This window comes from Klebsiella sp. WOUb02 (assembly GCF_050058015.1).
GTDB lineage: Bacteria > Pseudomonadota > Gammaproteobacteria > Enterobacterales > Enterobacteriaceae > Klebsiella.
The window spans coordinates 4187777-4209761 of record NZ_CP170110.1 but is presented as its reverse complement, the minus strand read 5'-3'; the positions used below and the strand labels follow the sequence as shown (position 1 = coordinate 4209761).

Annotated in this window: 23 protein-coding genes and 3 pseudogenes; 8 read left to right on the top strand and 18 right to left on the bottom strand. The window is 56.8% G+C overall.

Features of this window, described 5'->3' with window-relative positions:
• Window positions 1-70: 70 nt before the first annotated feature.
• The 7 genes and pseudogenes from rpsG to fkpA form a co-directional block, all read right to left on the bottom strand.
• Window positions 71-541: a 30S ribosomal protein S7 gene (rpsG, locus tag ABOC21_RS27445; protein ID WP_004106370.1), complete on the bottom strand. Its 471-nt coding sequence runs from the start codon at window positions 539-541 to the stop codon at window positions 71-73.
• A gap of 96 nt (window positions 542-637) precedes the next feature.
• On the bottom strand, window positions 638-1012 hold the full coding sequence (gene rpsL, locus ABOC21_RS27440; RefSeq protein ID WP_045854063.1) for a 30S ribosomal protein S12: 375 nt from the start codon (window positions 1010-1012) through the stop codon (window positions 638-640).
• Between the two features lie 124 nt (window positions 1013-1136).
• The gene (gene tusB / locus ABOC21_RS27435; RefSeq protein ID WP_426813977.1) at window positions 1137-1424 is read right to left on the bottom strand and encodes a sulfurtransferase complex subunit TusB; all 288 of its coding nucleotides are present in this window, start codon (window positions 1422-1424) and stop codon (window positions 1137-1139) included.
• 7 nt (window positions 1425-1431) lie between these two features.
• Window positions 1432-1791: a sulfurtransferase complex subunit TusC gene (tusC, locus tag ABOC21_RS27430; RefSeq protein WP_426813976.1), complete on the bottom strand. Its 360-nt coding sequence runs from the start codon at window positions 1789-1791 to the stop codon at window positions 1432-1434.
• Window positions 1791-2177, bottom strand: coding sequence for a sulfurtransferase complex subunit TusD (gene tusD, locus ABOC21_RS27425; protein ID WP_426813975.1), 387 nt, complete (start codon window positions 2175-2177; stop codon window positions 1791-1793). The genes tusC and tusD overlap by 1 nt, the downstream gene beginning before the upstream one ends.
• Window positions 2177-2899, bottom strand: coding sequence for a helix-turn-helix transcriptional regulator (locus tag ABOC21_RS27420; protein WP_004868391.1), 723 nt, complete (start codon window positions 2897-2899; stop codon window positions 2177-2179). The genes tusD and ABOC21_RS27420 overlap by 1 nt, the downstream gene beginning before the upstream one ends.
• A gap of 367 nt (window positions 2900-3266) precedes the next feature.
• Window positions 3267-4099: pseudogene (fkpA, locus tag ABOC21_RS27415) on the bottom strand (FKBP-type peptidyl-prolyl cis-trans isomerase).
• Between the two features lie 222 nt (window positions 4100-4321).
• Between fkpA and ABOC21_RS27410 the strand changes: the two are divergent.
• Window positions 4322-4540 carry a protein SlyX gene (locus tag ABOC21_RS27410; RefSeq protein WP_426813974.1) on the top strand — a complete coding sequence of 73 codons (219 nt, stop codon included), beginning with the start codon at window positions 4322-4324 and terminating at the stop codon, window positions 4538-4540.
• An 81-nt stretch (window positions 4541-4621) separates the two neighbouring features.
• Here ABOC21_RS27410 and slyD read toward each other — a convergent pair whose 3' ends face one another.
• The 4 genes from slyD to kefG form a co-directional block, all read right to left on the bottom strand.
• Entirely contained in the window at window positions 4622-5212 is a 591-nt protein-coding gene (gene slyD / locus ABOC21_RS27405) for a peptidylprolyl isomerase (RefSeq protein WP_426813973.1), read from the bottom strand.
• A gap of 94 nt (window positions 5213-5306) precedes the next feature.
• Window positions 5307-5507, bottom strand: a complete 201-nt coding sequence (locus tag ABOC21_RS27400) for a YheV family putative zinc ribbon protein (RefSeq protein ID WP_013364433.1) — start codon at window positions 5505-5507, stop codon at window positions 5307-5309.
• A gap of 13 nt (window positions 5508-5520) precedes the next feature.
• Window positions 5521-7326, bottom strand: a complete 1806-nt coding sequence (gene kefB / locus ABOC21_RS27395) for a glutathione-regulated potassium-efflux system protein KefB (RefSeq protein ID WP_426813972.1) — start codon at window positions 7324-7326, stop codon at window positions 5521-5523.
• Window positions 7313-7879, bottom strand: a complete 567-nt coding sequence (kefG, locus tag ABOC21_RS27390; RefSeq protein WP_045854058.1) for a glutathione-regulated potassium-efflux system ancillary protein KefG — start codon at window positions 7877-7879, stop codon at window positions 7313-7315. Before kefG ends, kefB begins: the two co-directional genes overlap by 14 nt.
• A 172-nt stretch (window positions 7880-8051) precedes the next feature.
• On the opposite strand from kefG, the gene ABOC21_RS27385 reads away from it, so the two are divergent.
• From ABOC21_RS27385 to ABOC21_RS27370, 4 genes and pseudogenes are all read left to right on the top strand, one after another.
• Complete coding sequence (locus ABOC21_RS27385) at window positions 8052-9956, top strand: ABC transporter ATP-binding protein (RefSeq protein WP_426813971.1); 1905 nt, start codon at window positions 8052-8054, stop codon at window positions 9954-9956.
• A 262-nt stretch (window positions 9957-10218) separates the two neighbouring features.
• Window positions 10219-11178 (top strand): hydrolase, encoded by a 960-nt coding sequence (locus ABOC21_RS27380; RefSeq protein WP_426815591.1) that lies wholly within the window; start codon window positions 10219-10221, stop codon window positions 11176-11178.
• Window positions 11175-11394, top strand: a pseudogene (locus ABOC21_RS27375) (YheU family protein). The gene ABOC21_RS27380 and the pseudogene ABOC21_RS27375 overlap by 4 nt, the downstream one beginning before the upstream one ends.
• A gap of 36 nt (window positions 11395-11430) precedes the next feature.
• Complete coding sequence (locus ABOC21_RS27370) at window positions 11431-12300, top strand: phosphoribulokinase (protein WP_041142985.1); 870 nt, start codon at window positions 11431-11433, stop codon at window positions 12298-12300.
• Window positions 12301-12355: 55 nt separating this feature from the next.
• Here the strand turns inward: ABOC21_RS27370 and ABOC21_RS27365 are convergent, their stop codons facing one another.
• A complete protein-coding gene (locus ABOC21_RS27365; protein ID WP_426813970.1) occupies window positions 12356-12760 on the bottom strand; it encodes an OsmC family protein in 405 nt (134 codons plus the stop codon).
• A gap of 306 nt (window positions 12761-13066) precedes the next feature.
• Here ABOC21_RS27365 and crp point away from each other — a divergent pair, with 306 nt between their 5' ends.
• Window positions 13067-13699, top strand: coding sequence for a cAMP-activated global transcriptional regulator CRP (gene crp, locus ABOC21_RS27360; RefSeq protein WP_000242758.1), 633 nt, complete (start codon window positions 13067-13069; stop codon window positions 13697-13699).
• Between the two features lie 52 nt (window positions 13700-13751).
• Complete coding sequence (locus ABOC21_RS27355) at window positions 13752-15830, top strand: YccS/YhfK family putative transporter (RefSeq protein ID WP_426813969.1); 2079 nt, start codon at window positions 13752-13754, stop codon at window positions 15828-15830.
• Here ABOC21_RS27355 and argD read toward each other — a convergent pair.
• The 5 genes from argD to ppiA form a co-directional block, all read right to left on the bottom strand.
• Entirely contained in the window at window positions 15820-17040 is a 1221-nt protein-coding gene (argD, locus tag ABOC21_RS27350; RefSeq protein ID WP_426813968.1) for a bifunctional acetylornithine/succinyldiaminopimelate transaminase, read from the bottom strand. The two genes, ABOC21_RS27355 and argD, sit on opposite strands and share 11 nt — an antisense overlap.
• Before the next feature lie 89 nt (window positions 17041-17129).
• Window positions 17130-17693 carry an aminodeoxychorismate synthase component 2 gene (gene pabA, locus ABOC21_RS27345; protein ID WP_426813967.1) on the bottom strand — a complete coding sequence of 188 codons (564 nt, stop codon included), beginning with the start codon at window positions 17691-17693 and terminating at the stop codon, window positions 17130-17132.
• 32 nt (window positions 17694-17725) lie between these two features.
• A complete protein-coding gene (locus ABOC21_RS27340) occupies window positions 17726-18328 on the bottom strand; it encodes a putative adenosine monophosphate-protein transferase Fic (protein ID WP_426813966.1) in 603 nt (200 codons plus the stop codon).
• Window positions 18318-18485 (bottom strand): YhfG family protein, encoded by a 168-nt coding sequence (locus tag ABOC21_RS27335; protein WP_426813965.1) that lies wholly within the window; start codon window positions 18483-18485, stop codon window positions 18318-18320. The genes ABOC21_RS27340 and ABOC21_RS27335 overlap by 11 nt, the downstream gene beginning before the upstream one ends.
• Window positions 18486-18592: 107 nt before the next feature.
• Window positions 18593-19162: a peptidylprolyl isomerase A gene (ppiA, locus tag ABOC21_RS27330; RefSeq protein ID WP_426813964.1), complete on the bottom strand. Its 570-nt coding sequence runs from the start codon at window positions 19160-19162 to the stop codon at window positions 18593-18595.
• A gap of 277 nt (window positions 19163-19439) precedes the next feature.
• On the opposite strand from ppiA, the gene tsgA reads away from it, so the two are divergent.
• Window positions 19440-20624: an MFS transporter TsgA gene (gene tsgA, locus ABOC21_RS27325; RefSeq protein ID WP_426813963.1), complete on the top strand. Its 1185-nt coding sequence runs from the start codon at window positions 19440-19442 to the stop codon at window positions 20622-20624.
• Window positions 20625-20630: 6 nt separating this feature from the next.
• Here the strand turns inward: tsgA and ABOC21_RS27320 are convergent.
• Window positions 20631-21954 (bottom strand): annotated as a pseudogene (locus ABOC21_RS27320) (cytosine deaminase).
• Window positions 21955-21985: the final 31 nt, after the last annotated feature.

Genomic DNA, 21985 nt, shown 5'->3' with positions numbered 1-21985 from the left:
GTTCAGTTAAGTTATCCAAAACGGGCGACTTATCTGCAGCGCCCGTCTGGTGACTATGACTCCGAAGGGATTACCAACGGTAGTGAGCGAACGCCTTGTTGGCTTCTGCCATACGGTGAACGTCTTCACGTTTCTTAACTGCAGTACCTTTGTTATCTGCAGCATCAGAAAGTTCGTTCGCCAGACGCAGAGCCATGGATTTATCACCACGTTTACGAGCAGCTTCAACGATCCAACGCATTGCCAGGGCATTACGACGAACCGGACGGACTTCAACTGGAACCTGATAAGTAGAACCACCAACGCGGCGGGACTTAACTTCTACAGTCGGGCGAACGTTGTCGAGAGCGACTTCGAAAGCTTCCAGTTCATTTTTACCAGAACGCTGAGCCAGGGTCTCCAGCGCGCTGTATACGATAGCTTCTGCAGTAGATTTTTTACCATCTACCATCAGGATATTTACAAATTTTGCCAGCAGTTCTGATCCGAACTTAGGATCCGGAAGAATTTTACGCTGACCAATGACGCGACGACGTGGCATGGGAATACTCCGTTGTTAATTCAGGATTGTCCAAAACTCTAAGAGTTTAGTGTGACATTAAGGTAAAACAGTTTGGCCTTACTTAACGGAGAACCATTAAGCCTTAGGACGTTTCACGCCATACTTGGAGCGAGATTGCTTACGGTCTTTAACGCCGGAGCAGTCAAGCGCACCACGAACGGTGTGGTAACGAACACCCGGAAGGTCTTTAACACGACCGCCACGGATCAGGATCACGGAGTGCTCCTGCAGGTTGTGACCTTCACCACCGATGTAGGAAGTCACTTCAAAACCGTTGGTCAAACGCACACGGCATACTTTACGCAGTGCGGAGTTTGGTTTTTTAGGAGTGGTGGTATATACGCGAGTACATACGCCACGTTTCTGCGGGCAGGCTTCCAGTGCAGGCACGTTGCTCTTTGCAACTTTGCGTGCGCGTGGTTTGCGTACCAGCTGGTTAATTGTTGCCATTAAATAGCTCCTGGTTTTAGCTTTTGCTTCGTAAACACGTAATAAATCGCCTCAGATAATATGAGGACGCAGAATTCTAGGGCGGTGCCGAAAAGGTGTCAAGAAATATACAACAATCCCGCCATTACCAGGCCAGCTGTCCAGGGTGTTTGAGCGCCAGTCTGACGAAGTCAGTATAGTCAACCCTGATGACGCTGTCCGCAATTTGCCCCGTCAGGCCGCGGGCTGCGATATCGTCCTGCAGCGCATGGATGGTTATGGGGGCGGAAAGCAGGATTTCAAGGAAACGCCCGCCGGCGACCGCCGCGGTGACGCCATCGGAAAGCAGCACAAGATCGTCGCCCTCCTTTACCAGACGCAGCATCGCGGCCAGATCGGCATGCCATGGGGAAACGCTGAGAGTGTGGAGCATAGTGGCCTCAGAAGCGCAGTATTACGTTGAAATCATCGAGTCGGGCGCGCAGCGCCTCTGGCTCCAGCCACTCGCCATCGATGACCCACTGCGTGGAGGGCGCCAGGCCGCGCTCGCGGGCAGAAGCGGCGCACATCCAGCGCTGCTCAATATCGTACAGGGAGAGGAGCTTAAAGGTGGCGATATAGTCCCGGGCCAGGATTGCGCCAGGCCGCTGCTCCGGCAGCAGCTGAAACACCCCGTCGCCGATAAAGAAAACGCCGAGTTCGTCGGTCAGCGCCGAGGTAGCCAACAGCGCGTCCAGGCCTTCCCGGCCGGCCGCGGAGCCGTGAGGCGCGGAGGAAAAAACAAAGGCCACGCGTTTCATCAGAACTGCACCATCCGATCGCAGGTTAATGCGGCTTCCGCCAGCGCCCCAAGGCCGCTGAGCGTGAATCCGGGCTGCAGATTATGCACGGGCAAACCAAGCTGCTGCGCCTCATGCTCGTCCGTCACCCCACGCCGCAGCGCCGCCGCAACGCAGATATGCAGCGCGACGGCATGCGCTTCGTGCAATTTTTGCCATGCCCGCACAAGGTCAAACTCATCGCTGGCGGGGGCGGTCAACTGGTTCGCGTTATAAACGCCTTCGCGATAGAAAAAGACGCAAATCAGCTCATGCCCCTCCTCCAGCACGGCCTGCGCAAACTGCCAGGCGCTGCTGGCCTGCTGCGTACCGTAGGCCGGACCCGTCACCGTAATGGCAAAACGCATTACTTATCCAGCCCCTGGAAATCGCCGCTTTTAAACTGGCGGATGTAGAGATACACCGTGTGCTTCGAGATATTCAGGCGATCGGCAACCTGATTGATGGCATCTTTGATATCAAAAATGCCCTTCTCGTAAAGATTCAGGACGATCTGACGATTTTTGGCGTTATTGGAAACGTTGCGATCGGCATTCACTTCTTCAATCGTAAACTCGAGGGTCTGCGCGACCAGATCGTCAACCGATGAGGCAAAGTTGACCTGAGAGTTCACTTCCGGCGTTTCCGGCGGAATAAAGGTGCTCATGATCTGGGAGAACGGGACGTCGAGGTTCATGTTAATGCACAGCAGGCCGATCACCCGATGCTCACGGTTGCGTATCGCAATCGTCACCGACTTCATCAGCACTCCGCTTTTAGCGCGAGTAAAATAGCATTTGGAAACGCTGCTATCAGCTCCAGTCATATCGTGCAGCATACGCAGCGCCAGGTCAGTGATTGGCGAGCCGATTTGACGACCGGTATGTTCACCGTTGGCGATGCGAATGGCGGAACATTTCAGATCCTGTAGAGAATGCAGCACGATTTCACAGTGGGAACCAATGAGCATCGCTAACCCGTCCACCACCGCTTCATAGGATTTTAGGATATCGAAGTCGGTCTGGTCGAAAGGACGTTGATCCAGCAGGTCAAGCTCGCTGGTTTCGTTGGTTAAAAGCGACCTGGACATGAAAAAAAGCACTCCTTTTCAGGAGCCTGTCATTTTTTACACAAAACCGTTCAAGTTACGCCAGGGCGGCAAATCTGAGACAAATTCGTCAACGGCGAATTTGACCAGCCGAAGGCTGGCTCCTGTAAGAGACAGGCAGTCTCTTAACGATACCCAGGGCCGAATCCAGTAAGAGGCAGGAGTCAGCAAATGCAGCCAGCTCAGAGGCAGCTTGAAGGATGAGGTGTAGCTTGTCAGGGCAGGCTCATCGTCATTAATAAGATTAAGCTATCTAAAGTAATACAGCGCTTGAGGCACTTTCCAGTTTTAATTATATCTGCCCCAAATAAAAAAGCCGCCGCCCGTGAGGGCGGCGGCAGTAATGCCATTACTTCTTAGCGTCTGCGCTCGGTGCATCCGCTTTTGCATCAGCGGCAGCTTCAGGCTTCGCGTCAGCTTTCGGCGCCGGTTTGATATCCAGCAGACTCTACGTCGAAGACCAGAGTAGAGTTAGCCGGGATACCCGGAACGCCGGTTTTGCCGTAGGCCAGATCCGGTGGGATGACCAGACTGGATTTTACCGCCTTTCTTAATATTCTTCAGGCCTTCGGTCCAGCCAGGGATCACGCCGTCCAGACGGAAAGAGAGCGGCTCGCCGCGGGTATAGGAGTTATCGAACTCTTTACCGTCGATCAGCGTCCCTTTGTAGTTCACAACCACGGTATCGCTGTCTTTCGGCGCGTCACCGGTACCGGCTTTCTCGATTTTATACAGCAGGCCAGATTTAGAGGTTTTCACGCCCTTCTCTTTCGCGAAGGTGTCGCGATAGGCTTTGCCTTTCGCATCGTTCTCAGATGCGTCTTTTTCCATTTTTTGCTGAGCAGCAGTTTTCACGCGGGTTTCAAACGCTTGCAGAGTCTGTTCGATTTCCTGATCGGACAGCTTGCTCTTATCGGCAAATGCGTCCTGAACGCCAGCGATCAGCTGATCTTTATCCAGTTTAATGCCCAGCTTTTCTTGTTCTTTCAGGGAGTTTTCCATGTAACGCCCCAGCGATGCACCCAGCGCATAAGCAGATTTCTGATCGTCATTTTTAAATGCCGATTTGCTTTCCGTTGCAGGTGCCGTCTTTGCTGCGGTATCAGCAGCAAAGGTCAGCGGTGCATTCAGCGCGACGGCCATCGTGGTCGCCAGCAGCGTTACTTTAAACAGTGATTTCATCCATTTCTCCAGGGCCGGGGCATCTCACCCCAGGGTTAGCGTAAAAAGCAAAAAATGTACTATAGAACGTTGCAGGACAAATCTACATACGGACGTACCTGAATATCGCCTGTTTTGAGACTATTTTTGTATGAATTAGTTTCCTGTCCGCCGTTACGATGCTGCGCGAATGCTGAAAATTCAGTAAAATCCGCCCGCGAGATAAGACAGAAGAGGTTACTCATGCACGATAGCAAACTGGAGAGTCGCCTGGCGGAGCTGGAAAGCCGGCTGGCGTATCAGGAAATCACCATTGAAGACCTCAACAAGACCGTTACCGCCCATGAGATCGAAATGGCAAAGATGCGTGAACATATGCGTCTGATGGTAGAAAAGCTGAAGGCGACGCAGTCATCGTATATCGCATCGCAGTCTGAAGAAACGCCGCCGCCCCATTATTGAGGCGTAAAAAAAGCGGGTTTCCCCGCTTTTTATCGCCGACAGCGCTAATCAACGCGCCTGCGGCCTGAAAGACGTCGGGTCTTAGTGACAGCCGCAGCCGCCGTTATCGCAACCGCCTTTGCCATGTTCGTGACCGTGGTCATGGCTGTGACCGTGGCCACCGCAGCATCCGTCATGATCGTGGTCATGGTCGTGATCGTGACCATTCGCGCCGTGTACATGGCCGTGCTCCAGCTCTTCAGCGGTCGCTTCACGAATCGCCACAACTTCAACGTTGAACTTCAGGTTTTGACCCGCCAGCATGTGGTTACCGTCAACAACAACGTGCTCGTCATCAACTTCGGTGATTTCAACCGGTACCGGACCCTGATCGGTTTCCGCCAGGAAACGCATGCCGACCTGCAGCTCATCAACGCCCATGAAGACGTCTTTAGGAACGCGCTGAACCAGGTTTTCGTCGTACTGGCCGTACGCATCGTTGGCGCCGACCGCAACGTCAAATTTGTCGCCCACTTCATGACCATCCAGCGCAGTTTCCAGGCCGGAAATCAGGGAGCCGTGACCATGCAGGTAGTCCAGCGGCGCGCTTACCGGAGACTCATCAACCAATACACCGTCTTCTGTACGTACCTGATAGGCCAGGCTGACCACCAGGTCTTTTGCTACTTTCATGATATCTCCTGAGCATGGGAAGAATAGTGGCGCAGATTGTAGCGGAATTCTGCAGCCGTGTACCCTCTAGCTTAAAAAAAGGCGACGGATAACGCTAGTCCGGATGAAAAATGCCAATAACCTGTTCGTCTTTACGTACGTGCTCGCGGGCCTCTTTATCCGCCTCGCGCATCTGGTGTCCGCACTTAACGCACTCAACGATATCGACATTATTCTCACGCCACATCGCCAGCGAATCCTGGGCCTGGCACGCCGGGCATTTTGCTCCGGCGATAAAACGTTTACGCACTGCCATAGTGATTTACCCTTTATTCAAACTCATCCCAGCCGTCAAGCTGTCTGCTCTCTTTCTGCATTTCACGCTCAAAAATCTCCTCCAGCTCCCGCCGGGCTTCCCGCACGCGCGATATCTGCAGAGTATCAGTATGTACCGGCATTAACTCTCGCAGCATTCGCATATCCAGACGACGAAAGTGCAGCTGCGCGCGCTGCGCCTGATGCGGATGCATTCCGACGCTGATCAGCGCCTTGCGCCCCAGCTCCAGCGCGCTGGAGAAGGTTTCGCGCGAGAACTGCGCTACGCCGGCCTGCAGCAGCTCATGGGCCTCTACGCGGCCGCGCGCGCGCGCCAGAATATGCAGATGCGGAAAATGCTGCTGACACATCTCAACCAGCTTCATGGTATCTTCCGGCTCGTGGCAGGTAATCACGATGGATTGCGCATCTTCCGCGCCCGCCGAGCGCAGCAGCTCCAGCTGCGTCGCATCGCCGAAATAGACCTTATAGCCATATTTGCGCATCAGGTTAACCGCGCTGATATCGCGCTCCAGCACGGTAATGCGCATTTTGTTGGCCATCAGCAAACGGCCAATGACCTGACCAAAGCGGCCGAAGCCGACGATAATCACCTGCGGCTTATCGTCCTCAACCCACGGCGCTTCGTCCTCCTCCTCCGGCTGGTTAAAGCGTCGGGAGAGCACGTAATCAATCAGGGTCATCAGCAGCGGCGTGGTCATCATCGACAGCGTAACCGTCACCAGCAGCAGCGCCATCTGGTCGTTTTCGAACAGCCGCAGCGAAGCCGGCAACGAGAACAGCACAAAGGCGAACTCCCCGCCCTGGCTCAGGACCCCGGCAAACTGCATACGCTCCGAGCTGCGCAGGCCATATACCCGCGCCAGAACGTACAGCACGAGGGCTTTCACCATCACCAGCGCCGCGACGCTGGCGGCCACCCACAGCAGATGGGTGTAGAGAACGCCGAGATTCAGCGCCATGCCAACGGAGATAAAGAACAGGCCGAGCAGCAGCCCTTTAAACGGCTCAATGGCGATTTCCAGCTCGTGGCGATACTCGCTTTCAGCCAGCAGCACCCCGGCGATAAAGGTCCCCAGCGCCATCGACAGGCCGAGCGCATCCATAAAGAGCGCCGAGCCCAAAACCAGCAGCAGCGTCGCGGCGGTAAAGACCTCACGCACGCCGGAGGCAGCGATGAAGCGGAACACCGGCCGCAGCAAAACACGACCGCCGATCAGCATGCCGGCAAAGGCCAATACCTTCATCCCGATGGTGACCCAATCAAAGCGATCGCCGCCAGATCCGGCCAACAGCGGCACCAGCGCCAGCGCGGGGATCACCGCTAAATCCTGAAACAGCAGCACGGAGAACCCCAGCTGGCCGGATTCACTGCGGCTCATCCCCTTCTCGCGCATCAGCTGCAGCGCCATCGCCGTGGAGGACATCGCTAAGCCAATCCCGCCGACAACCGCCGCCTGCCACGAAAATCCGGTGACCATCAGCAGGCCGCCGAGAAGTGCCGCGCTGCACAAAACTTGGGCCGCCCCAACGCCAAAGATAGAGCTTCGCAGACGCCAGAGCTTCGACGGATTGAGCTCAAGCCCGATGATAAACATCAGGAACACCACGCCCAGCTCGGAAAAATGGAGAATCTCATCAACGTCGTTGATGAACCCCAGCCCCCACGGGCCAATGGCGATCCCGGCGAGCAGATAGCCGAGTACCGCGCCAATCCCCAGCCGGGCGGCCAGCGGCACCGCGACGACGGCGGCGAACAGAAACAGCACGCCAGCCAAAAGCAGATCAGCTCCCTCCATTTATGACTCCTCCTGCCGCGATGGGGTTGGCCAGCCAGTCACGATAGGCGCGCGCGTGGCTTTTCAGATCGGCAGGCGATTGCCGACGGGCCCAGTAGACAATTATCGGGCTCATCCAGTGCATCCGGCACATGCCGGCGGTCAGCTCGAAAGGACGCAGAATATCGTTCATTGGATAGCGGTTAGCGTCGCGGCGGTAGGCGCTTTCCGGCTCGCCGGTGGTGATCACGCTACGCCAGTACTTTCCCGCCAGCTGATTTCCCCCTGCGCCGCTGGCAAAACCGCGGCTGAGAACTCTGTCCAGCCACTCTTTTAGCAGCGCCGGGCAGCTCCATGTATAGAGCGGATGCTGGAAAACAATCACCTCATGCTGACGCAGGAGATCCTGCTCCCAGGCAATATCGATAAAAAAATCTGGATAGTGTGCGTACAGATCGTGCACGGTGACGTTCGGCAGCTGTAAGGCCGGTTCAAGCAAAACCCGGTTGGCCACGGAATCCTGAGATTCTGGGTGGGCATACAGCAGCAAAACCTTCGCTGTCTGAGACATCATTCCCCTCCCAATGTCTTCTGGTGGCCTGAACAACGGCTGCGCCTCAGCGCAACCAGAATGACTTTGTGTATCGTCTTCATTTTGGGCTACCATTGCGGCCCGGTGGAGCAATTTGCTACCACATTACATTATCATAATGACAAATTAACATAGTCTGAACATACGGCGCCTTATGATTGTTTTCTCCTCGTTACAAATTCGTCGCGGCGTACGCGTCCTGCTGGACAACGCCACCGCTACCATCAACCCTGGCCAAAAGGTCGGTCTGGTGGGCAAAAACGGCTGCGGTAAATCCACGCTGCTAGCGCTTTTGAAAAACGAGATTAGCGCCGACGGCGGCAGTATGACCTTTCCGGGCAACTGGCAGCTGGCGTGGGTTAATCAGGAAACCCCTGCTCTGGCGCAGCCGGCCATTGATTATGTTATTGACGGCGATCGGGAATATCGCCAGCTCGAGGTCGATTTAAATCAGGCCAACGAGCGTAATGACGGTCACGCCATTGCGACGGTGCACGGCAAGCTGGACGCCATTGACGCCTGGACCATCCGCTCGCGCGCCTCGAGCCTGCTGCACGGCCTGGGCTTCAGCAACGAACAGCTGGAGCGCCCGGTGAGCGACTTTTCCGGCGGCTGGCGCATGCGCCTGAACCTGGCGCAGGCGCTGATTTGCCGCTCTGACCTGCTGCTGCTGGATGAACCGACTAACCACCTCGATCTCGATGCGGTGATCTGGCTGGAAAAGTGGCTCAAAAGCTACACCGGCACGCTGATTCTGATCTCGCACGATCGCGATTTTCTCGATCCGATCGTCGATAAAATTATTCATATCGAACAGCAGAGCATATTCGAGTACACCGGCAACTACAGCTCGTTCGAAATCCAGCGCGCCACCCGCCTGTCGCAGCAGCAGTCGATGTATGAGAGCCAGCAGTTGCGCGTCGCCCATCTGCAAAGCTATATCGATCGCTTCCGCGCCAAGGCCACCAAGGCAAAGCAGGCCCAGAGCCGCATTAAAATGCTGGAACGCATGGAGCTTATCGCCCCGGCCCACGTCGATAACCCGTTCCACTTTAGCTTCCGCGCGCCGGAAAGCCTGCCCAACCCGCTGCTGAAGATGGAAAAAGTCAGCGCCGGCTACGGTGAACACATCATCCTCGACTCGATCAAGCTGAATTTAGTTCCCGGTTCGCGCATCGGCCTGCTGGGGCGCAACGGCGCTGGCAAATCGACGCTCATCAAACTGCTGGCCGGCGAGCTGCAGCCGCTGCAGGGTGAAGTGGGGCTGGCCAAAGGGATTAAGCTTGGCTACTTCGCCCAGCACCAGCTGGAGTTCCTGCGGGCGGATGAATCGCCGCTGCAGCACCTGGCGCGCCTGGCGCCGCAGGAGCTGGAGCAGAAGCTGCGCGACTATCTTGGCGGCTTCGGTTTCCAGAGCGATAAGGTCAACGAAGCGACCCAGCGTTTCTCCGGCGGCGAAAAAGCGCGCCTGGTGCTGGCGCTTATCGTCTGGCAGCGGCCTAATCTCCTGCTGCTCGATGAACCGACTAACCACCTTGACCTCGATATGCGCCAGGCGTTAACCGAAGCGCTGATTGATTTCGAAGGCGCGCTGGTGGTGGTCTCGCACGATCGCCACCTGATACGTTCGACCACCGACGATCTCTATCTGGTCCACGACGGCAAAGTTGAGCCGTTCGACGGCGATCTGGAAGATTATCAGCAGTGGCTGAGCGACTCGCAGAAGCAGGAGAGTCAGTCGTCCGAGGCGATAAAAGATAACGGCAACAGCGCCCAGTCCCGCAAGGACCAGAAGCGCCGGGAAGCGGAGCTGCGCACCCTGACGCAGCCGCTGCGTAAAGAGATTACCCGTCTTGAGAAAGAGATGGATAAGCTCAACGCCCAGCTCGCGCAGGCGGAAGAGACATTAGGCGACAGCAGCCTGTATGACGCATCCCGCAAAGCGGATCTGACCGCGTGTCTGCAGCAGCAGGCCAACGCGAAATCAGGGCTGGAAGAGTGCGAAATGGCCTGGCTGGATGCGCAGGAACAGCTGGAGCAGATGCTGCAGGAAGGCTAAGCCCTGCTGGTTGAGCGCGCGGCCCCGACGGTTCACAGACAGTGAACTTTCGGGGCCTCTCTGCATGCCGCCGGAGGCCATATCGCGCCCGCTCCTTTTCGCGTAACCTCTGCCGACGGGCCACAAGACCACATATTGGCTAACCTGCGCACGGCATGCGCGGTATAGTATTTATAAGATTCTTAATTGTTCTGGTGCTATGGTTGAAATCATCCCCACAGAAATGACGCCCCCCGAAGACGATTCGCGCGAGTTTCACCCGATGCGCGGCGTGGGCAATCGTCATCTGCAAACCATGCTGCCGCGGCTGATCCGCCGCAAACTGGGCTTTACTCCGCACTGGCAGCGCCTTGAACTCCCCGACGGCGACTTTATCGATTTGGCCTGGAGCGAAGATCCTGAGCTGGCCCGGAATAAACCGCGGCTGGTCGTTTTTCACGGTCTGGAAGGGAGCCTGCACAGCCCTTACGCTCACGGTCTGATCCACGCCGCCATGCAGCGCGGCTGGCTTGGCGTGGTGATGCATTTTCGCGGCTGTAGCGGCGAGCCTAACCGTAATAACCGCATCTATCACTCCGGAGAGACGGAAGACGGCACCTGGTTCCTGCGCTGGCTGCAGCGCGAATTTGGACCCGCGCCTACCGCCGCCGTCGGCTATTCGCTGGGCGGTAATATGCTCGGCTGTCTGCTGGCAAACGAGGGCGATAGCATCCCGCTCGACGCGGCGGTCATCGTGTCGGCCCCGTTCATGCTGGAAGCCTGTAGCTATCATATGGATAAAGGCTTCTCCCGCGTCTACCAGCGCTATCTGCTCAATCTGTTAAAAGCCAACGCCGCGCGCAAGCTAAAAGCCTACCCGGGCTCGCTGCCGGTTGATTTACGCCAGCTAAAAGGCATGCGGCGCATTCGCGAATTTGACGATACCATCACCGCCAAAATTCACGGCTTTGCCGATGCGCTGGACTACTATCGCCAGTGCAGCGCGATGCCGCGCCTGAGCGATATCACGAAACCCACGCTGATCATCCACGCGAAAGACGATCCGTTCATGGACCATCACTCCATTCCGCCGCAGGAGCAGCTGCCGGCCAACGTCGAGTATCAGCTGACCGAACAGGGCGGCCACGTCGGGTTTGTCGGCGGCACGCTGCGCAGGCCGGAGATGTGGCTGGAAAGGCGGATCCCGGATTGGCTAACGCGCTGGCTGGAAGGAAAAAAATGATTATTCCCTGGCAGGATCTGGATCCCGAAACGCTGGATAACCTGATTGAAAGCTTTGTGTTGCGCGAAGGCACCGATTATGGTGAACATGAACGCTCGCTGACCGATAAGGTCGCCGATGTCAAACAGCAGTCTGAAAAGCGGAGAAGCCGTACTGGTGTGGTCAGAGCTGCACGAGACGGTCAACATCATGCCCCGCAAGCAGTTCCACGGCTAAGGCGGCGCCACACCATCGTTTAATCTGGGAGTTGATATGTCTGCCAAACATCCGGTGATTGCCGTCACGGGCTCCAGCGGCGCGGGAACCACCACCACCAGCCTCGCCTTTCGCAAGATCTTCGCCCAGCTGAACCTGCGTGCCGCCGAAGTCGAGGGCGATAGCTTCCATCGCTATACCCGCCCGGAAATGGACATGGCGATCCGCAAAGCGCGGGATCAGGGGAAACACATCAGCTATTTTGGTCCGGAAGCGAACGACTTCGGCCTGCTGGAAAATACCTTCCTCGAATACGGACGCAGCGGAACCGGCCAGTCGAGAAAATATCTGCATACCTATGACGAGGCCGTGCCGTGGAATCAGGTGCCGGGCACCTTCACGCCCTGGCAGCCGCTGCCGGAGCCGACCGACGTCCTGTTTTACGAAGGGCTGCACGGCGGCGTTGTCACTCCGCAGCACAACGTGGCGCACAACGTCGATCTGCTGGTGGGCGTCGTGCCTATCGTCAACCTGGAGTGGATTCAGAAGCTGATCCGCGACACCAGCGAACGCGGGCATTCCCGCGAGGCGGTGATGGATTCGGTCGTCCGTTCGATGGAGGATTATATTAACTTCATCACCCCGCAGTTCTCGCGCACCCATATCAACTTCCAGCGGGTCCCCACCGTTGATACGTCGAACCCCTTCGCCGCCAAAGGCATTCCCTCGCTGGATGAAAGCTTTGTGGTGATCCACTTCCGCAATCTGCAGGATATCGACTTCCCGTGGCTGCTGGCGATGCTGCAAGGGTCGTTTATCTCGCATATCAACACGCTGGTGGTGCCGGGCGGCAAAATGGGGCTGGCGATGGAGCTGATCATGGCGCCGCTGGTTGAACGGCTGATGGCGGGGAAAAAGATCGGTTAAGCCGTTAGCAACCCCGGCGGCGACGCAAACCGGGGCGACGGGCTGGTCATTCGGCTTAGCCCGCAATAACCTCGTACGAATGCGTGATATTTACCGCTTTTTGCAGCATCAGCGCCACCGAGCAGTATTTTTCCGCCGACAGGTCCACCGCCCGCGAAACGGCCGCATCCTTCAGCTCGCGGCCGGTGACGATAAAATGCAGGTTGATGTGGGTAAACAGGCGCGGCGCCTCTTCCCGACGCTCAGAGGTCAGCTTCACCTCACAGTTGGTCACATCATGGCGTCCTTTCTGCAAAATTGAGACCACGTCGATGGCGCTGCAGCCGCCGGCGGCCATCAGCACCATTTCCATCGGGCTCGGCGCTTTATCCCCGGAGTTGCCGTCCATCAAAATCTGGTGGCCGGAAGCCGACTCACCAATGAAGGTTAACCCTTCGACCCATTTCACACGAGCTTGCATAAAACTTAACTCCAAGGTTGCAATTTTCCTGACAGATTACGCGCACATAACAAATCTGGCAACGGAAGGCGACCTGCATCATGCTGAAGCGAGACACCAGGAGACATGCGGCAAAAGCTATGCTAAAACAGTCAGGATGCTACAGTATTACATTGATGTACTGCATGTATGCAGAGGAATTCACATTACAGGCTGCAGAAAAATCACCAGCCAGCTTCCCAGGCATAGGGAAACAATACGATTGCATGCCCGGATGCCGTGTAGTGTCGGCACCCGGAGATAGCTTATAACAGAGGATAACCGCGCATGGTGCTTGGCAAACCGCAAACAGACCCTACCCTCGAATGGTTCTTGTCTCATTGCCACATTCATAAGTACCCATCTAAAAGCACGCTGATCCACCAGGGTGAAAAAGCAGAAACGTTGTACTACATCGTCAAAGGCTCTGTGGCTGTGCTCATCAAGGATGAAGAAGGTAAAGAGATGATTCTCTCTTACCTCAACCAGGGCGATTTCATCGGTGAATTAGGCTTGTTTGAAGAAGGCCAGGAGCGTAGCGCCTGGGTACGTGCGAAAACCGCATGTGAAGTGGCCGAAATCTCCTATAAAAAATTCCGTCAGCTGATCCAGGTTAACCCGGACATCCTGATGCGTCTCTCATCGCAGATGGCCCGCCGTCTGCAGGTTACCTCTGAGAAAGTCGGTAACCTTGCCTTCCTTGACGTCACCGGCCGTATCGCCCAGACGTTGCTGAACCTGGCAAAACAGCCTGACGCCATGACTCACCCGGACGGTATGCAAATCAAAATTACCCGTCAGGAAATCGGTCAGATCGTCGGCTGCTCGCGTGAAACCGTTGGCCGTATTCTGAAGATGCTGGAAGATCAAAATCTGATCTCCGCCCACGGTAAAACTATCGTCGTCTACGGCACGCGTTAAGCTGATAAAACGGCGTATTGCTCCCGCAATACGCCGTTTCTGTTTTCCCTCTATGTGGCGCAGGCTGATTTACCACCCGGAAGTCAACTACGCACTGCGGCAAACGCTGGTGCTGTGTCTGCCGGTCGCAATTGGCCTCCTTCTCGGTCATCTGCAGCAGGGCCTGCTGTTCTCGCTGGTTCCCGCATGCTGCAACGTCGCCGGTCTTGATACGCCGCATAAACGTTTCTTTAAACGCCTGATTATTGGCGGCTCGCTTTTTGCCGGCTGCAGCCTGATCGTTCAGCTCCTTCTCCAGCATGATATCCCGCTCCCTTTAATTCTCAGCGGCCTGACCCTGCTCCTTGGCGTCACGGCGGAAATCAGCTCGCTGCACGCGAGGCTGCTGCCCGCCTCGCTGATTGCCGCCATCTTTACCCTGAGCCTCGCCGGCAATATGCCGGTCTGGGAGCCGCTGCTGATCTACGCGCTCGGCACGCTGTGGTACGGGCTATTCAACTGGTTCTGGTTTTGGCTATGGCGCGAGCAGCCGCTGCGCGAATCGCTCAGCCTGCTCTACCGGGAGCTGGCCAACTACTGTGAAGCCAAATACAGCCTGCTGACCCAGCATATCGACCCGGCAACCTCGCTGCCTCCTCTGCTGACCCGCCAGCAAAAGGTCGTCGATCTGATCACCCTGTGCTACCAGCAGATGCATATGCTGGCGGCCAATCAGCGTAACGATCATAAGCGCCTGCTGCGGGCGTTTCAGATTGCCCTCGATCTCCAGGAGCACATTTCCGTCAGCCTGCATCAGCCGGAAGAGGTGCAGAAGCTGGTCGAACGCAGCCACGCTGAAGCGGTAATCCGCTGGAATGCGCAAACCGTCGCGGCGCGGCTGAGGGTACTGGCGGACGACATCCTGTACCACCGCTATCCGCAGCGCTTTAACATGGATAAGCAGATCGGCGCGCTGGAGAAGATTGCCTCGCAGCACCCCGACAACCCAGTCGGGCAGTTCTGCGCATGGCACTTCGGCCGCCTTGCCCGGGTGCTACGCACCCAGCGGCCGCTGTACGCGCGTAACCTAATGGCCGATAAGGAGCGGCGCCTGCCGCTGCTGCCTGCGCTAAAAAGCTATCTCTCTTATAAATCGCCGGCTTTGCGCAGCGCCGCCCGCATCTGCGTGATGCTCACCGCCGCAAGCCTGATGGGTAGCGCGCTAAATCTTCCCAAACCCTACTGGATCCTGATGACGGTGCTCTTCGTTACCCAGAACGGCTACGGCGCGACGCGGGTCCGCATCGTCCACCGGGCGGCAGGGACCCTTGCCGGCCTGGTGATTGCCGGACTGACGCTGCACTTCCACGTCCCGGAGGGCTATACGCTGACCGCGATGCTGATTATCACGCTATTGAGCTATCTGATTATTCGCAAGAGCTACGGCTGGGCGATGGTGGGCTTTACCGTCACGGCGGTGTATACCCTGCAGCTGCTAACGCTCAACGGCGAACAGTTTATCGTCGCCAGGCTTATCGATACGCTTATCGGGTGCCTGATCGCCTTCGGCGGGATGGTATGGCTGTGGCCGCAGTGGCAGAGCGGGCTGCTGCGTAAAAACGCCCACGACGCGCTGGAGGCGGACCAGGAAGCCATCCGCCTCATTCTCAGCGAAGACCACCAGGCGCCGGCGCTGGCCTATCGGCGGATGCGCGTCAATCAGGCGCATAACTCGCTGTATAACTCGCTGAATCAGGCGATGCAGGAGCCCGGCTTTAACTCACGTTATCTTGACGATATGAAGCTGTGGGTCACCCATAGCCAGTTTATTGTCGAGCATATCAACGCCATGACCACGCTGGCCCGCGAGCACAACATGCTGACGCCGGATCTGGCCCGCCGCTACCTTGAATCCTGTGAGATTGCGCTGCAGCGCTGCCAGCAGCGGCTGGATACCGACGGCCCGGGCAGCGCCGGCGAGGTGAATATCATGGAGTCGCAGGATGCGGACGTGCCCCGCGGCCCGCTGAGTACCATGGAGCAGCACCTGCAGCGGATCCTCGATCATCTGAACACCATGCACACCATCTCGTCGGTGGCATGGCGTCAGCGCCCGCATCACGGCATCTGGCTACGCGCAACTAAGCGCTAAGCACGCGCTGTACGGCCTGCGCGAAGCGCGCCATCCCTTCATCAATATCGCTATCATCAATGACCAGCGAGGGCACAAAACGCATGACGTCGGGTCCGGCATTGAGCACCATAACGCCCGCATCCGCCGCGGCATACAGGAAATCGCGCGCCCGGCCGCGATGCTGCGGCTTCAGCTCAGCGCCGATCAGCAGCCCCATGCCGCGAATATCGCTAAACAGATCGAAGCGGGCATCAATCTGCTGTAGCTGCTGCACAAAGCGTTCGCGCTTCGCGTTGACGCCGTCCAGTACCTCAGGCGTGTTAATCAAATCAAACGCCGCGTCGGCGACGGCGCAGGCGAGCGGATTTCCCCCGTAGGTTGAACCGTGGGAACCGGCATGGAAGGCGCTGGCGATATCATGGGTAGTCAGCATGGCGCTAATCGGAAAACCGCCGCCGAGCGCTTTCGCGCTGGTCAGGATATCCGGCGTCACGCCGTAATGCATATAGGCGAACAGCGAACCGGTGCGCCCCATCCCGCACTGCACTTCATCAAACACCAGCAGCGCCTGGTGCTGGTCGCACAGTTCACGCAGGCCTTTGAGGAACTCCGGGGTTGCAGCCATTACGCCGCCCTCGCCCTGAATCGGCTCAACCACCACCGCGCAGGTGTGATCGTCCATAACCGCCTTCACCGCGTGCAGGTCGTTGAACGGCACGTGAACGATATCCGCCGGCTTCGGCCCGAAGCCGTCAGAATATTTCGGCTGCCCGCCAACGGAGACCGTAAATAGCGAACGGCCGTGGAAAGCGTTATGGAAGGCGATAATTTTGGTTTTATAGGGGCTATGGCGGGTGATCGTGTAGTTACGCGCCAGCTTGAATGCGGTTTCGTTGGCTTCGGTGCCGGAGTTCATAAACACCACGCGATCGGCGAAGGTGGCATCGACCAGCTTGCGGCCCAGGCGCAGCGCCGGTTCGTTGGTGAAAACGTTGCTGGTATGCCACAGCGTTTCCCCCTGCTCATGCAGCGCCGCAACCAGCGCCGGATGGCAATGACCTAGCGCCGTGACGGCAATACCACCAGCAAAATCAACGTACTCCTTGCCCTGCTGATCCCATACGCGGCTACCTTTACCTTTTACCGGAATAAACTCTGCCGGTGCATAAATCGGCAAAATAACCTCATCGAACGTGGCGCGGGTAATTGCCGGTTGCTCAGTTGCCATGTGATGCCATCCTTCTTCGTTATGCAATAATGATAGTGATATTATAATCACAAAATATGCATAAAAAATCAGTCAATGGCAACTACAAATCACCGTTTGAGGAAGTTTGCCAGCAGCTGATGCCCCTGCTCGCTGAGGATGCTTTCCGGGTGAAACTGCACCCCTTCGAGATCCCACTCGCGATGGCGAATGGCCATGATCTCTCCGCTCTCGCTGCGGGCCGTCACCTCGAAGCAGTCAGGCAGAGTATCCGGGTCAATGACCAGAGAGTGGTAGCGGGTGACGGTGAGGGGATTATTTAACCCCTGAAATACGCCGCGTCCGTCGTGGCTGACGGGCGAGATTTTTCCGTGCATGACTTTGGCGGCGCGGACGATGGTAGCACCAAAAACCTGGGCGATAGCCTGATGGCCCAGGCAGACGCCCAGCAGCGGCACCTTCCCGGCATAATGCCCGATGACGGCCAGGGAGATCCCCGATTCATCCGGCGTACAGGGGCCGGGAGAAATAACGATTTTCTCCGGCGCCAGCGCCGCGATCTCCGCCAGCGTCAGCTCATCGTTACGCTTAACCAGCACCTCGGCCCCCAGCTCGCAAAAATACTGGTACAAATTCCAGGTGAAAGAATCATAGTTGTCGATAAGCAGGATCATGGCGGCTCCGGAAAGAATAAAACCGGGCTATTCTACTCAGATTCTCGCGCTTCGCTTACCACTTTGGCAAAGATCCGTTCAAGCGGCTGCGGATCGCCCATGGCCCCCAGCTGATTAGCCCGGCTCCACTCTTCAGGATCGATATCACGCCAGTCGAGGATAAAGCCGGCATGAATCGCCAGCTGCTCAAAGAAAATGCGCTGCGCCAGCCCGCTGCCGAGACGAAAAGGGTGTAGCACGTTGATTTCACCGTAGTACCAGCTCAGGCGCGTAATAAAAGCGCTGTGCTCCAGACCGTTAAGATAGTTCTCCTCCTCCAGAGCCCGCATCAGCGCGTTGCCCTCCTTTTCAATCCATGCGAAATGACAAAAAGGCGTATCTCCCTGATAGATATCAATCTCCCGATACCGTCCGGCCCAGGAAAAGATATCCTGGTAGAGCTGATGGTGAATCGCGCAGAGATAGGGCAGCCCGCGCCCGCGCGGCCCTAAGGGAATCGTCGCCGCCCGTAGCGAGGTGACCTCCAGCATCACCTGCTCCAGGCGCCGGGCCTGGCGAATACCGGGAAGATTGCGCAATACGTCGAGTGCGGGGTAGAGGTAGGGATCGCGGTCGTCGCCATATTTACTGCTCATGACGCCCCCTCAGCTCAGCAAGACGCGCCAGCGCTTCCTCGGCGCTTAGCGTCACCAAAGGTACGACGCTTCCTTCCAGGCGACGGCTGGCCTGAAAATTCACGCTGCGAGTCTGTTCCCAGAGCCGGGATTTTTGCTTATCGGTAAGTGAACGCATGCTCGCCTCTCTTATCGTCCCCTGTGCCACAAGTATAAGCAGCAATTTCGGGTCGCGCAGAAAGGCGGAAACAACGGCGCGAGCGTGAGTCGCCCGCGCGGGAGAACTTAAGGCAGGACCTTCGCTGAGAGGATCACGACAGGTTTTGACGGCACGTTCTGGTACGGTCCGACGTTATGCGTTTGGACCTGGGAAATCTTGTCGGCGACGTCCATTCCTTTGACGACTTTACCGAACACCGCGTAGCCAAAATCACGCTGTCCGTGGTCGAGGAAGGCATTGTCGGCAATGTTGATGAAGAACTGGCTGGTCGCGCTGTCCTGATCGGCGGTGCGCGCCATCGCGATGGTGCCGCGGGTGTTACGCAGGCCGTTGTCCGCTTCGTTCTTGATCGGCGGGTTCGGCTGCTTTTGCTGCATCTGTTCGCTGAAGCCGCCGCCCTGCACCATGAAGCCCGGGATCACGCGGTGAAAAGTGGTGTTGTTGTAGAAGCCGCTGTTCACGTACTTGAGGAAGTTGTCGACGGAAACCGGTGCTTTCTGGCTATTTAACTCCAGCTCAATATTTCCCGCAGAAGTCGTCAGCAAGACATGAGGATCGCCCTTCGCTGCCATAGCCGGGGAAAAAGCGGAAATAGCGAAAACGGCAGCTACCGCCGCCAGAGTTGATTTGAGCATCGAGATTCCTTAACGGAGCAGAAAAAAAGCAAGTGCTTTGATTCTAAAGAGCCTTTGCATCCTGGGCCAGCCTTTTACCTAATTTTACGTAGCTGAAACAGTTGTAACGAGGCGCCCGACGATCGGCTAAATATTTAAAAGCGATCTACATCACAACAATCTATGCAAAAAGAACTGCATTTCATAATAAACGTTTGCTTACATCACTCGAATGAATAAAATCTGTTCGCCCTGGCGCAGAGTCAACGCGCTTTACATTTCTATTCACAGGCCAGTCATGACTAACAGCAATCGTATCAAGCTCACATGGATCAGCTTCTTCTCCTACGCCCTGACCGGGGCGCTGGTGATCGTCACCGGGATGGTGATGGGGAACATCGCCGATTACTTCCATCTGCCCGTTTCCAGTATGAGCAACACCTTCACCTTCCTTAACGCCGGGATCCTGATCTCTATCTTCCTCAACGCTTGGCTGATGGAAATCGTACCGCTGAAAACGCAGCTGCGTTTTGGCTTTATCCTGATGGTACTGGCGGTAATCGGGCTGATCTTTGGCCACAGCCTGACGCTGTTCTCCGCGGCGATGTTCGTGCTGGGTCTGGTCAGCGGGATCACCATGTCGATCGGCACCTTCCTGATAACTCATATGTATGAAGGCCGCCAGCGCGGCGCTCGCCTGCTGTTCACCGACTCCTTCTTCAGCATGGCGGGGATGATTTTCCCGATGGTTGCCGCCTATCTGCTGGCCCGCAGCATCGAGTGGTACTGGGTGTATGTCTGCATTGGTCTGGTTTACGTCGCTATCTTCGTTCTGACCTTCGGCTGTGAATTCCCGGTGCTGGGTAAAAAAGCGCAGCAGGACAGCCAGCCGGTAGTCAAAGAGAAGTGGGGTATCGGCGTGCTGTTTCTTTCCATCGCCGCGCTGTGCTACATCCTTGGCCAGCTGGGCTTTATCTCCTGGGTGCCGGAATATGCCAAGGGCCTGGGCATGAGCCTTGGCGACGCGGGTAAGCTGGTGAGCGATTTCTGGATGTCGTACATGATCGGTATGTGGTCATTCAGCTTCATTCTGCGCTTCTTCGACCTGCAGCGCATTCTTACCGTTCTGGCAGGCCTGGCAACGGTGCTGATGTACCTGTTTATTAACGGTTCCCCTGAGCATATGCCGTGGTTTATCCTGACCCTTGGCTTCTTCTCCAGCGCTATCTACACTTCGCTGATTACCCTGGGATCGCTGCAGACCAAAGTTTCGTCACCGAAGCTGGTTAACTTTGTGCTCACCTGCGGCACCATCGGGACGATGCTGACCTTCGTGGTCACCGGGCCTATCGTTGCCGCCAGCGGGCCGCTGGCGGCGCTGCAAACCGCTAACGGCCTCTATGCCGTGGTATTCGTGATGTGCATTATCCTCGGCTTTGTCTCCCGCCACCGCCAGCACGGCGCGCAGGCAGGATCGCACTAAGCCGCGCTAGACCTTTGGCCCCTTTGCATCAGCAGAGGGGCCATTGCGGGTAAAGAACAGCTCCTCCCCGCCTCTATCGGTCTGTATCCAGGTCTGCGCCAGCTGCGTGGTGGCAATCACCCGCCCCTGACGAATGGACCAGCGTACCGGCACCTGGCAGCGCACCGCTTCAAAACCGTTTTCCGCAGGCAGAATAATCAGGTTGGCCGTATTCCCCGTGCTGATGCCGTAGTCGCTCAGACCAAAAGTGCGGGCGCTGTTGTCGGTAATCAGCTTCAGCCCGTCGTTAATCTGCTGATAGCCCATCAGCTGGCAAACGTGTAGCCCCATATGCAGCACCTGCAGCATATTGCCGGTACCCAGCGGATACCACGGGTCGAAAACGTCGTCGTGACCAAAGCAGACGTTGATCCCTGCGGCCATCAGACTCTTTTACCCGGGTAATCCCGCGCCGCTTTGGATAATCATCGAAGCGTCCCTGCAGGTGAATATTCACCAGCGGGTTGGCGACAAAGTTAATCCCCGAGAGCTTCAGCAGGCGAAACAGCCGCGAGGTATAGGCGCCGTTATAGGAGTGCATGGCGGTGGTATGGCTGGCCGTAACCCGCGGGCCAATCCCCTCTTTTAACGCCAGCGCCGCGACCGTTTCGACAAACCGCGACTGCTCATCGTCGATTTCATCGCAGTGGATATCCAGCGGGCGCTGGTATTTCTGCGCCAGGCGAAAGGCGATATGCAGGGACTCAACGCCATACTCGCGGGTGAACTCAAAGTGGGGAATAGCCCCTACCACATCGGCGCCGAGGCGCAGCGCCTCTTCAAGTAGAGCCTCCCCATTGGGGTAGGATAAAATCCCCTCCTGTGGGAAGGCGACTATCTGCAAATCTACCCACGGAGCTACCTCCTGCTTCACTTCCAGCATCGCTTTTAAGGCGGTCAGCGTCGGGTCTGAAACATCAACATGCGTGCGCACAAACTGTATACCGTTGGCAATTTGCCACTTCAGGGTTTTCCACGCCCGGGCTTTGACATCCTCATGGCTCAGCAACGCCTTGCGCTCAGCCCAACGCTCAATACCCTCGAACAGCGTCCCGGATTGATTCCAGCTCGGTTCGCCGGCGGTTTGCGTCGTATCCAGATGGATATGCGGTTCAATAAACGGAGGAATAGCCAACCCACCCCGGGCGTTAAGCACTTCAAGGCTCTCGCTATGCGCTTCGCCCATCGGGGTAATATCGCCAAAGCAGCCTTTATCTATTGCTATCTGCCATAGCCCATCGCGGCCCGGCAGGCGCACGTTCTGAATCAACCAAAGTGGTGCAGCTGTCATCTTGATGACCCCCGTTAAAATTGCTTAATTT

Excerpts from the sequence above, each read along its gene's own strand:
- ABOC21_RS27410 (WP_426813974.1), top strand. The coding sequence starts at position 4,322 with ATGCACGATAGCAAACTGGAGAGTCGCCTGGCGGAGCTGGAAAGCCGG.
- ABOC21_RS27380 (WP_426815591.1), top strand. The coding sequence starts at position 10,219 with ATGCGCGGCGTGGGCAATCGTCATCTGCAAACCATGCTGCCGCGGCTG.
- tusD (WP_426813975.1), bottom strand. The coding sequence starts at position 2,177 with ATGCGTTTTGCCATTACGGTGACGGGTCCGGCCTACGGTACGCAGCAG.
- rpsG (WP_004106370.1), bottom strand. The coding sequence starts at position 541 with ATGCCACGTCGTCGCGTCATTGGTCAGCGTAAAATTCTTCCGGATCCT.
- pabA (WP_426813967.1), bottom strand. The coding sequence starts at position 17,693 with ATGATCCTGCTTATCGACAACTATGATTCTTTCACCTGGAATTTGTAC.
- crp (WP_000242758.1), top strand. The coding sequence starts at position 13,067 with ATGGTGCTTGGCAAACCGCAAACAGACCCTACCCTCGAATGGTTCTTG.
- ABOC21_RS27400 (WP_013364433.1), bottom strand. The coding sequence starts at position 5,507 with ATGGCAGTGCGTAAACGTTTTATCGCCGGAGCAAAATGCCCGGCGTGC.
- ABOC21_RS27370 (WP_041142985.1), top strand. The coding sequence starts at position 11,431 with ATGTCTGCCAAACATCCGGTGATTGCCGTCACGGGCTCCAGCGGCGCG.
- argD (WP_426813968.1), bottom strand. The coding sequence starts at position 17,040 with ATGGCAACTGAGCAACCGGCAATTACCCGCGCCACGTTCGATGAGGTT.
- kefB (WP_426813972.1), bottom strand. The coding sequence starts at position 7,326 with ATGGAGGGAGCTGATCTGCTTTTGGCTGGCGTGCTGTTTCTGTTCGCC.
- rpsL (WP_045854063.1), bottom strand. The coding sequence starts at position 1,012 with ATGGCAACAATTAACCAGCTGGTACGCAAACCACGCGCACGCAAAGTT.
- tusB (WP_426813977.1), bottom strand. The coding sequence starts at position 1,424 with ATGCTCCACACTCTCAGCGTTTCCCCATGGCATGCCGATCTGGCCGCG.
- ABOC21_RS27420 (WP_004868391.1), bottom strand. The coding sequence starts at position 2,899 with ATGTCCAGGTCGCTTTTAACCAACGAAACCAGCGAGCTTGACCTGCTG.
- ABOC21_RS27355 (WP_426813969.1), top strand. The coding sequence starts at position 13,752 with ATGTGGCGCAGGCTGATTTACCACCCGGAAGTCAACTACGCACTGCGG.
- slyD (WP_426813973.1), bottom strand. The coding sequence starts at position 5,212 with ATGAAAGTAGCAAAAGACCTGGTGGTCAGCCTGGCCTATCAGGTACGT.
- kefG (WP_045854058.1), bottom strand. The coding sequence starts at position 7,879 with ATGATGTCTCAGACAGCGAAGGTTTTGCTGCTGTATGCCCACCCAGAA.
- ABOC21_RS27365 (WP_426813970.1), bottom strand. The coding sequence starts at position 12,760 with ATGCAAGCTCGTGTGAAATGGGTCGAAGGGTTAACCTTCATTGGTGAG.
- ABOC21_RS27385 (WP_426813971.1), top strand. The coding sequence starts at position 8,052 with ATGATTGTTTTCTCCTCGTTACAAATTCGTCGCGGCGTACGCGTCCTG.
- ABOC21_RS27340 (WP_426813966.1), bottom strand. The coding sequence starts at position 18,328 with ATGAGCAGTAAATATGGCGACGACCGCGATCCCTACCTCTACCCCGCA.
- tusC (WP_426813976.1), bottom strand. The coding sequence starts at position 1,791 with ATGAAACGCGTGGCCTTTGTTTTTTCCTCCGCGCCTCACGGCTCCGCG.
- ppiA (WP_426813964.1), bottom strand. The coding sequence starts at position 19,162 with ATGCTCAAATCAACTCTGGCGGCGGTAGCTGCCGTTTTCGCTATTTCC.
- ABOC21_RS27335 (WP_426813965.1), bottom strand. The coding sequence starts at position 18,485 with ATGCGTTCACTTACCGATAAGCAAAAATCCCGGCTCTGGGAACAGACT.
- tsgA (WP_426813963.1), top strand. The coding sequence starts at position 19,440 with ATGACTAACAGCAATCGTATCAAGCTCACATGGATCAGCTTCTTCTCC.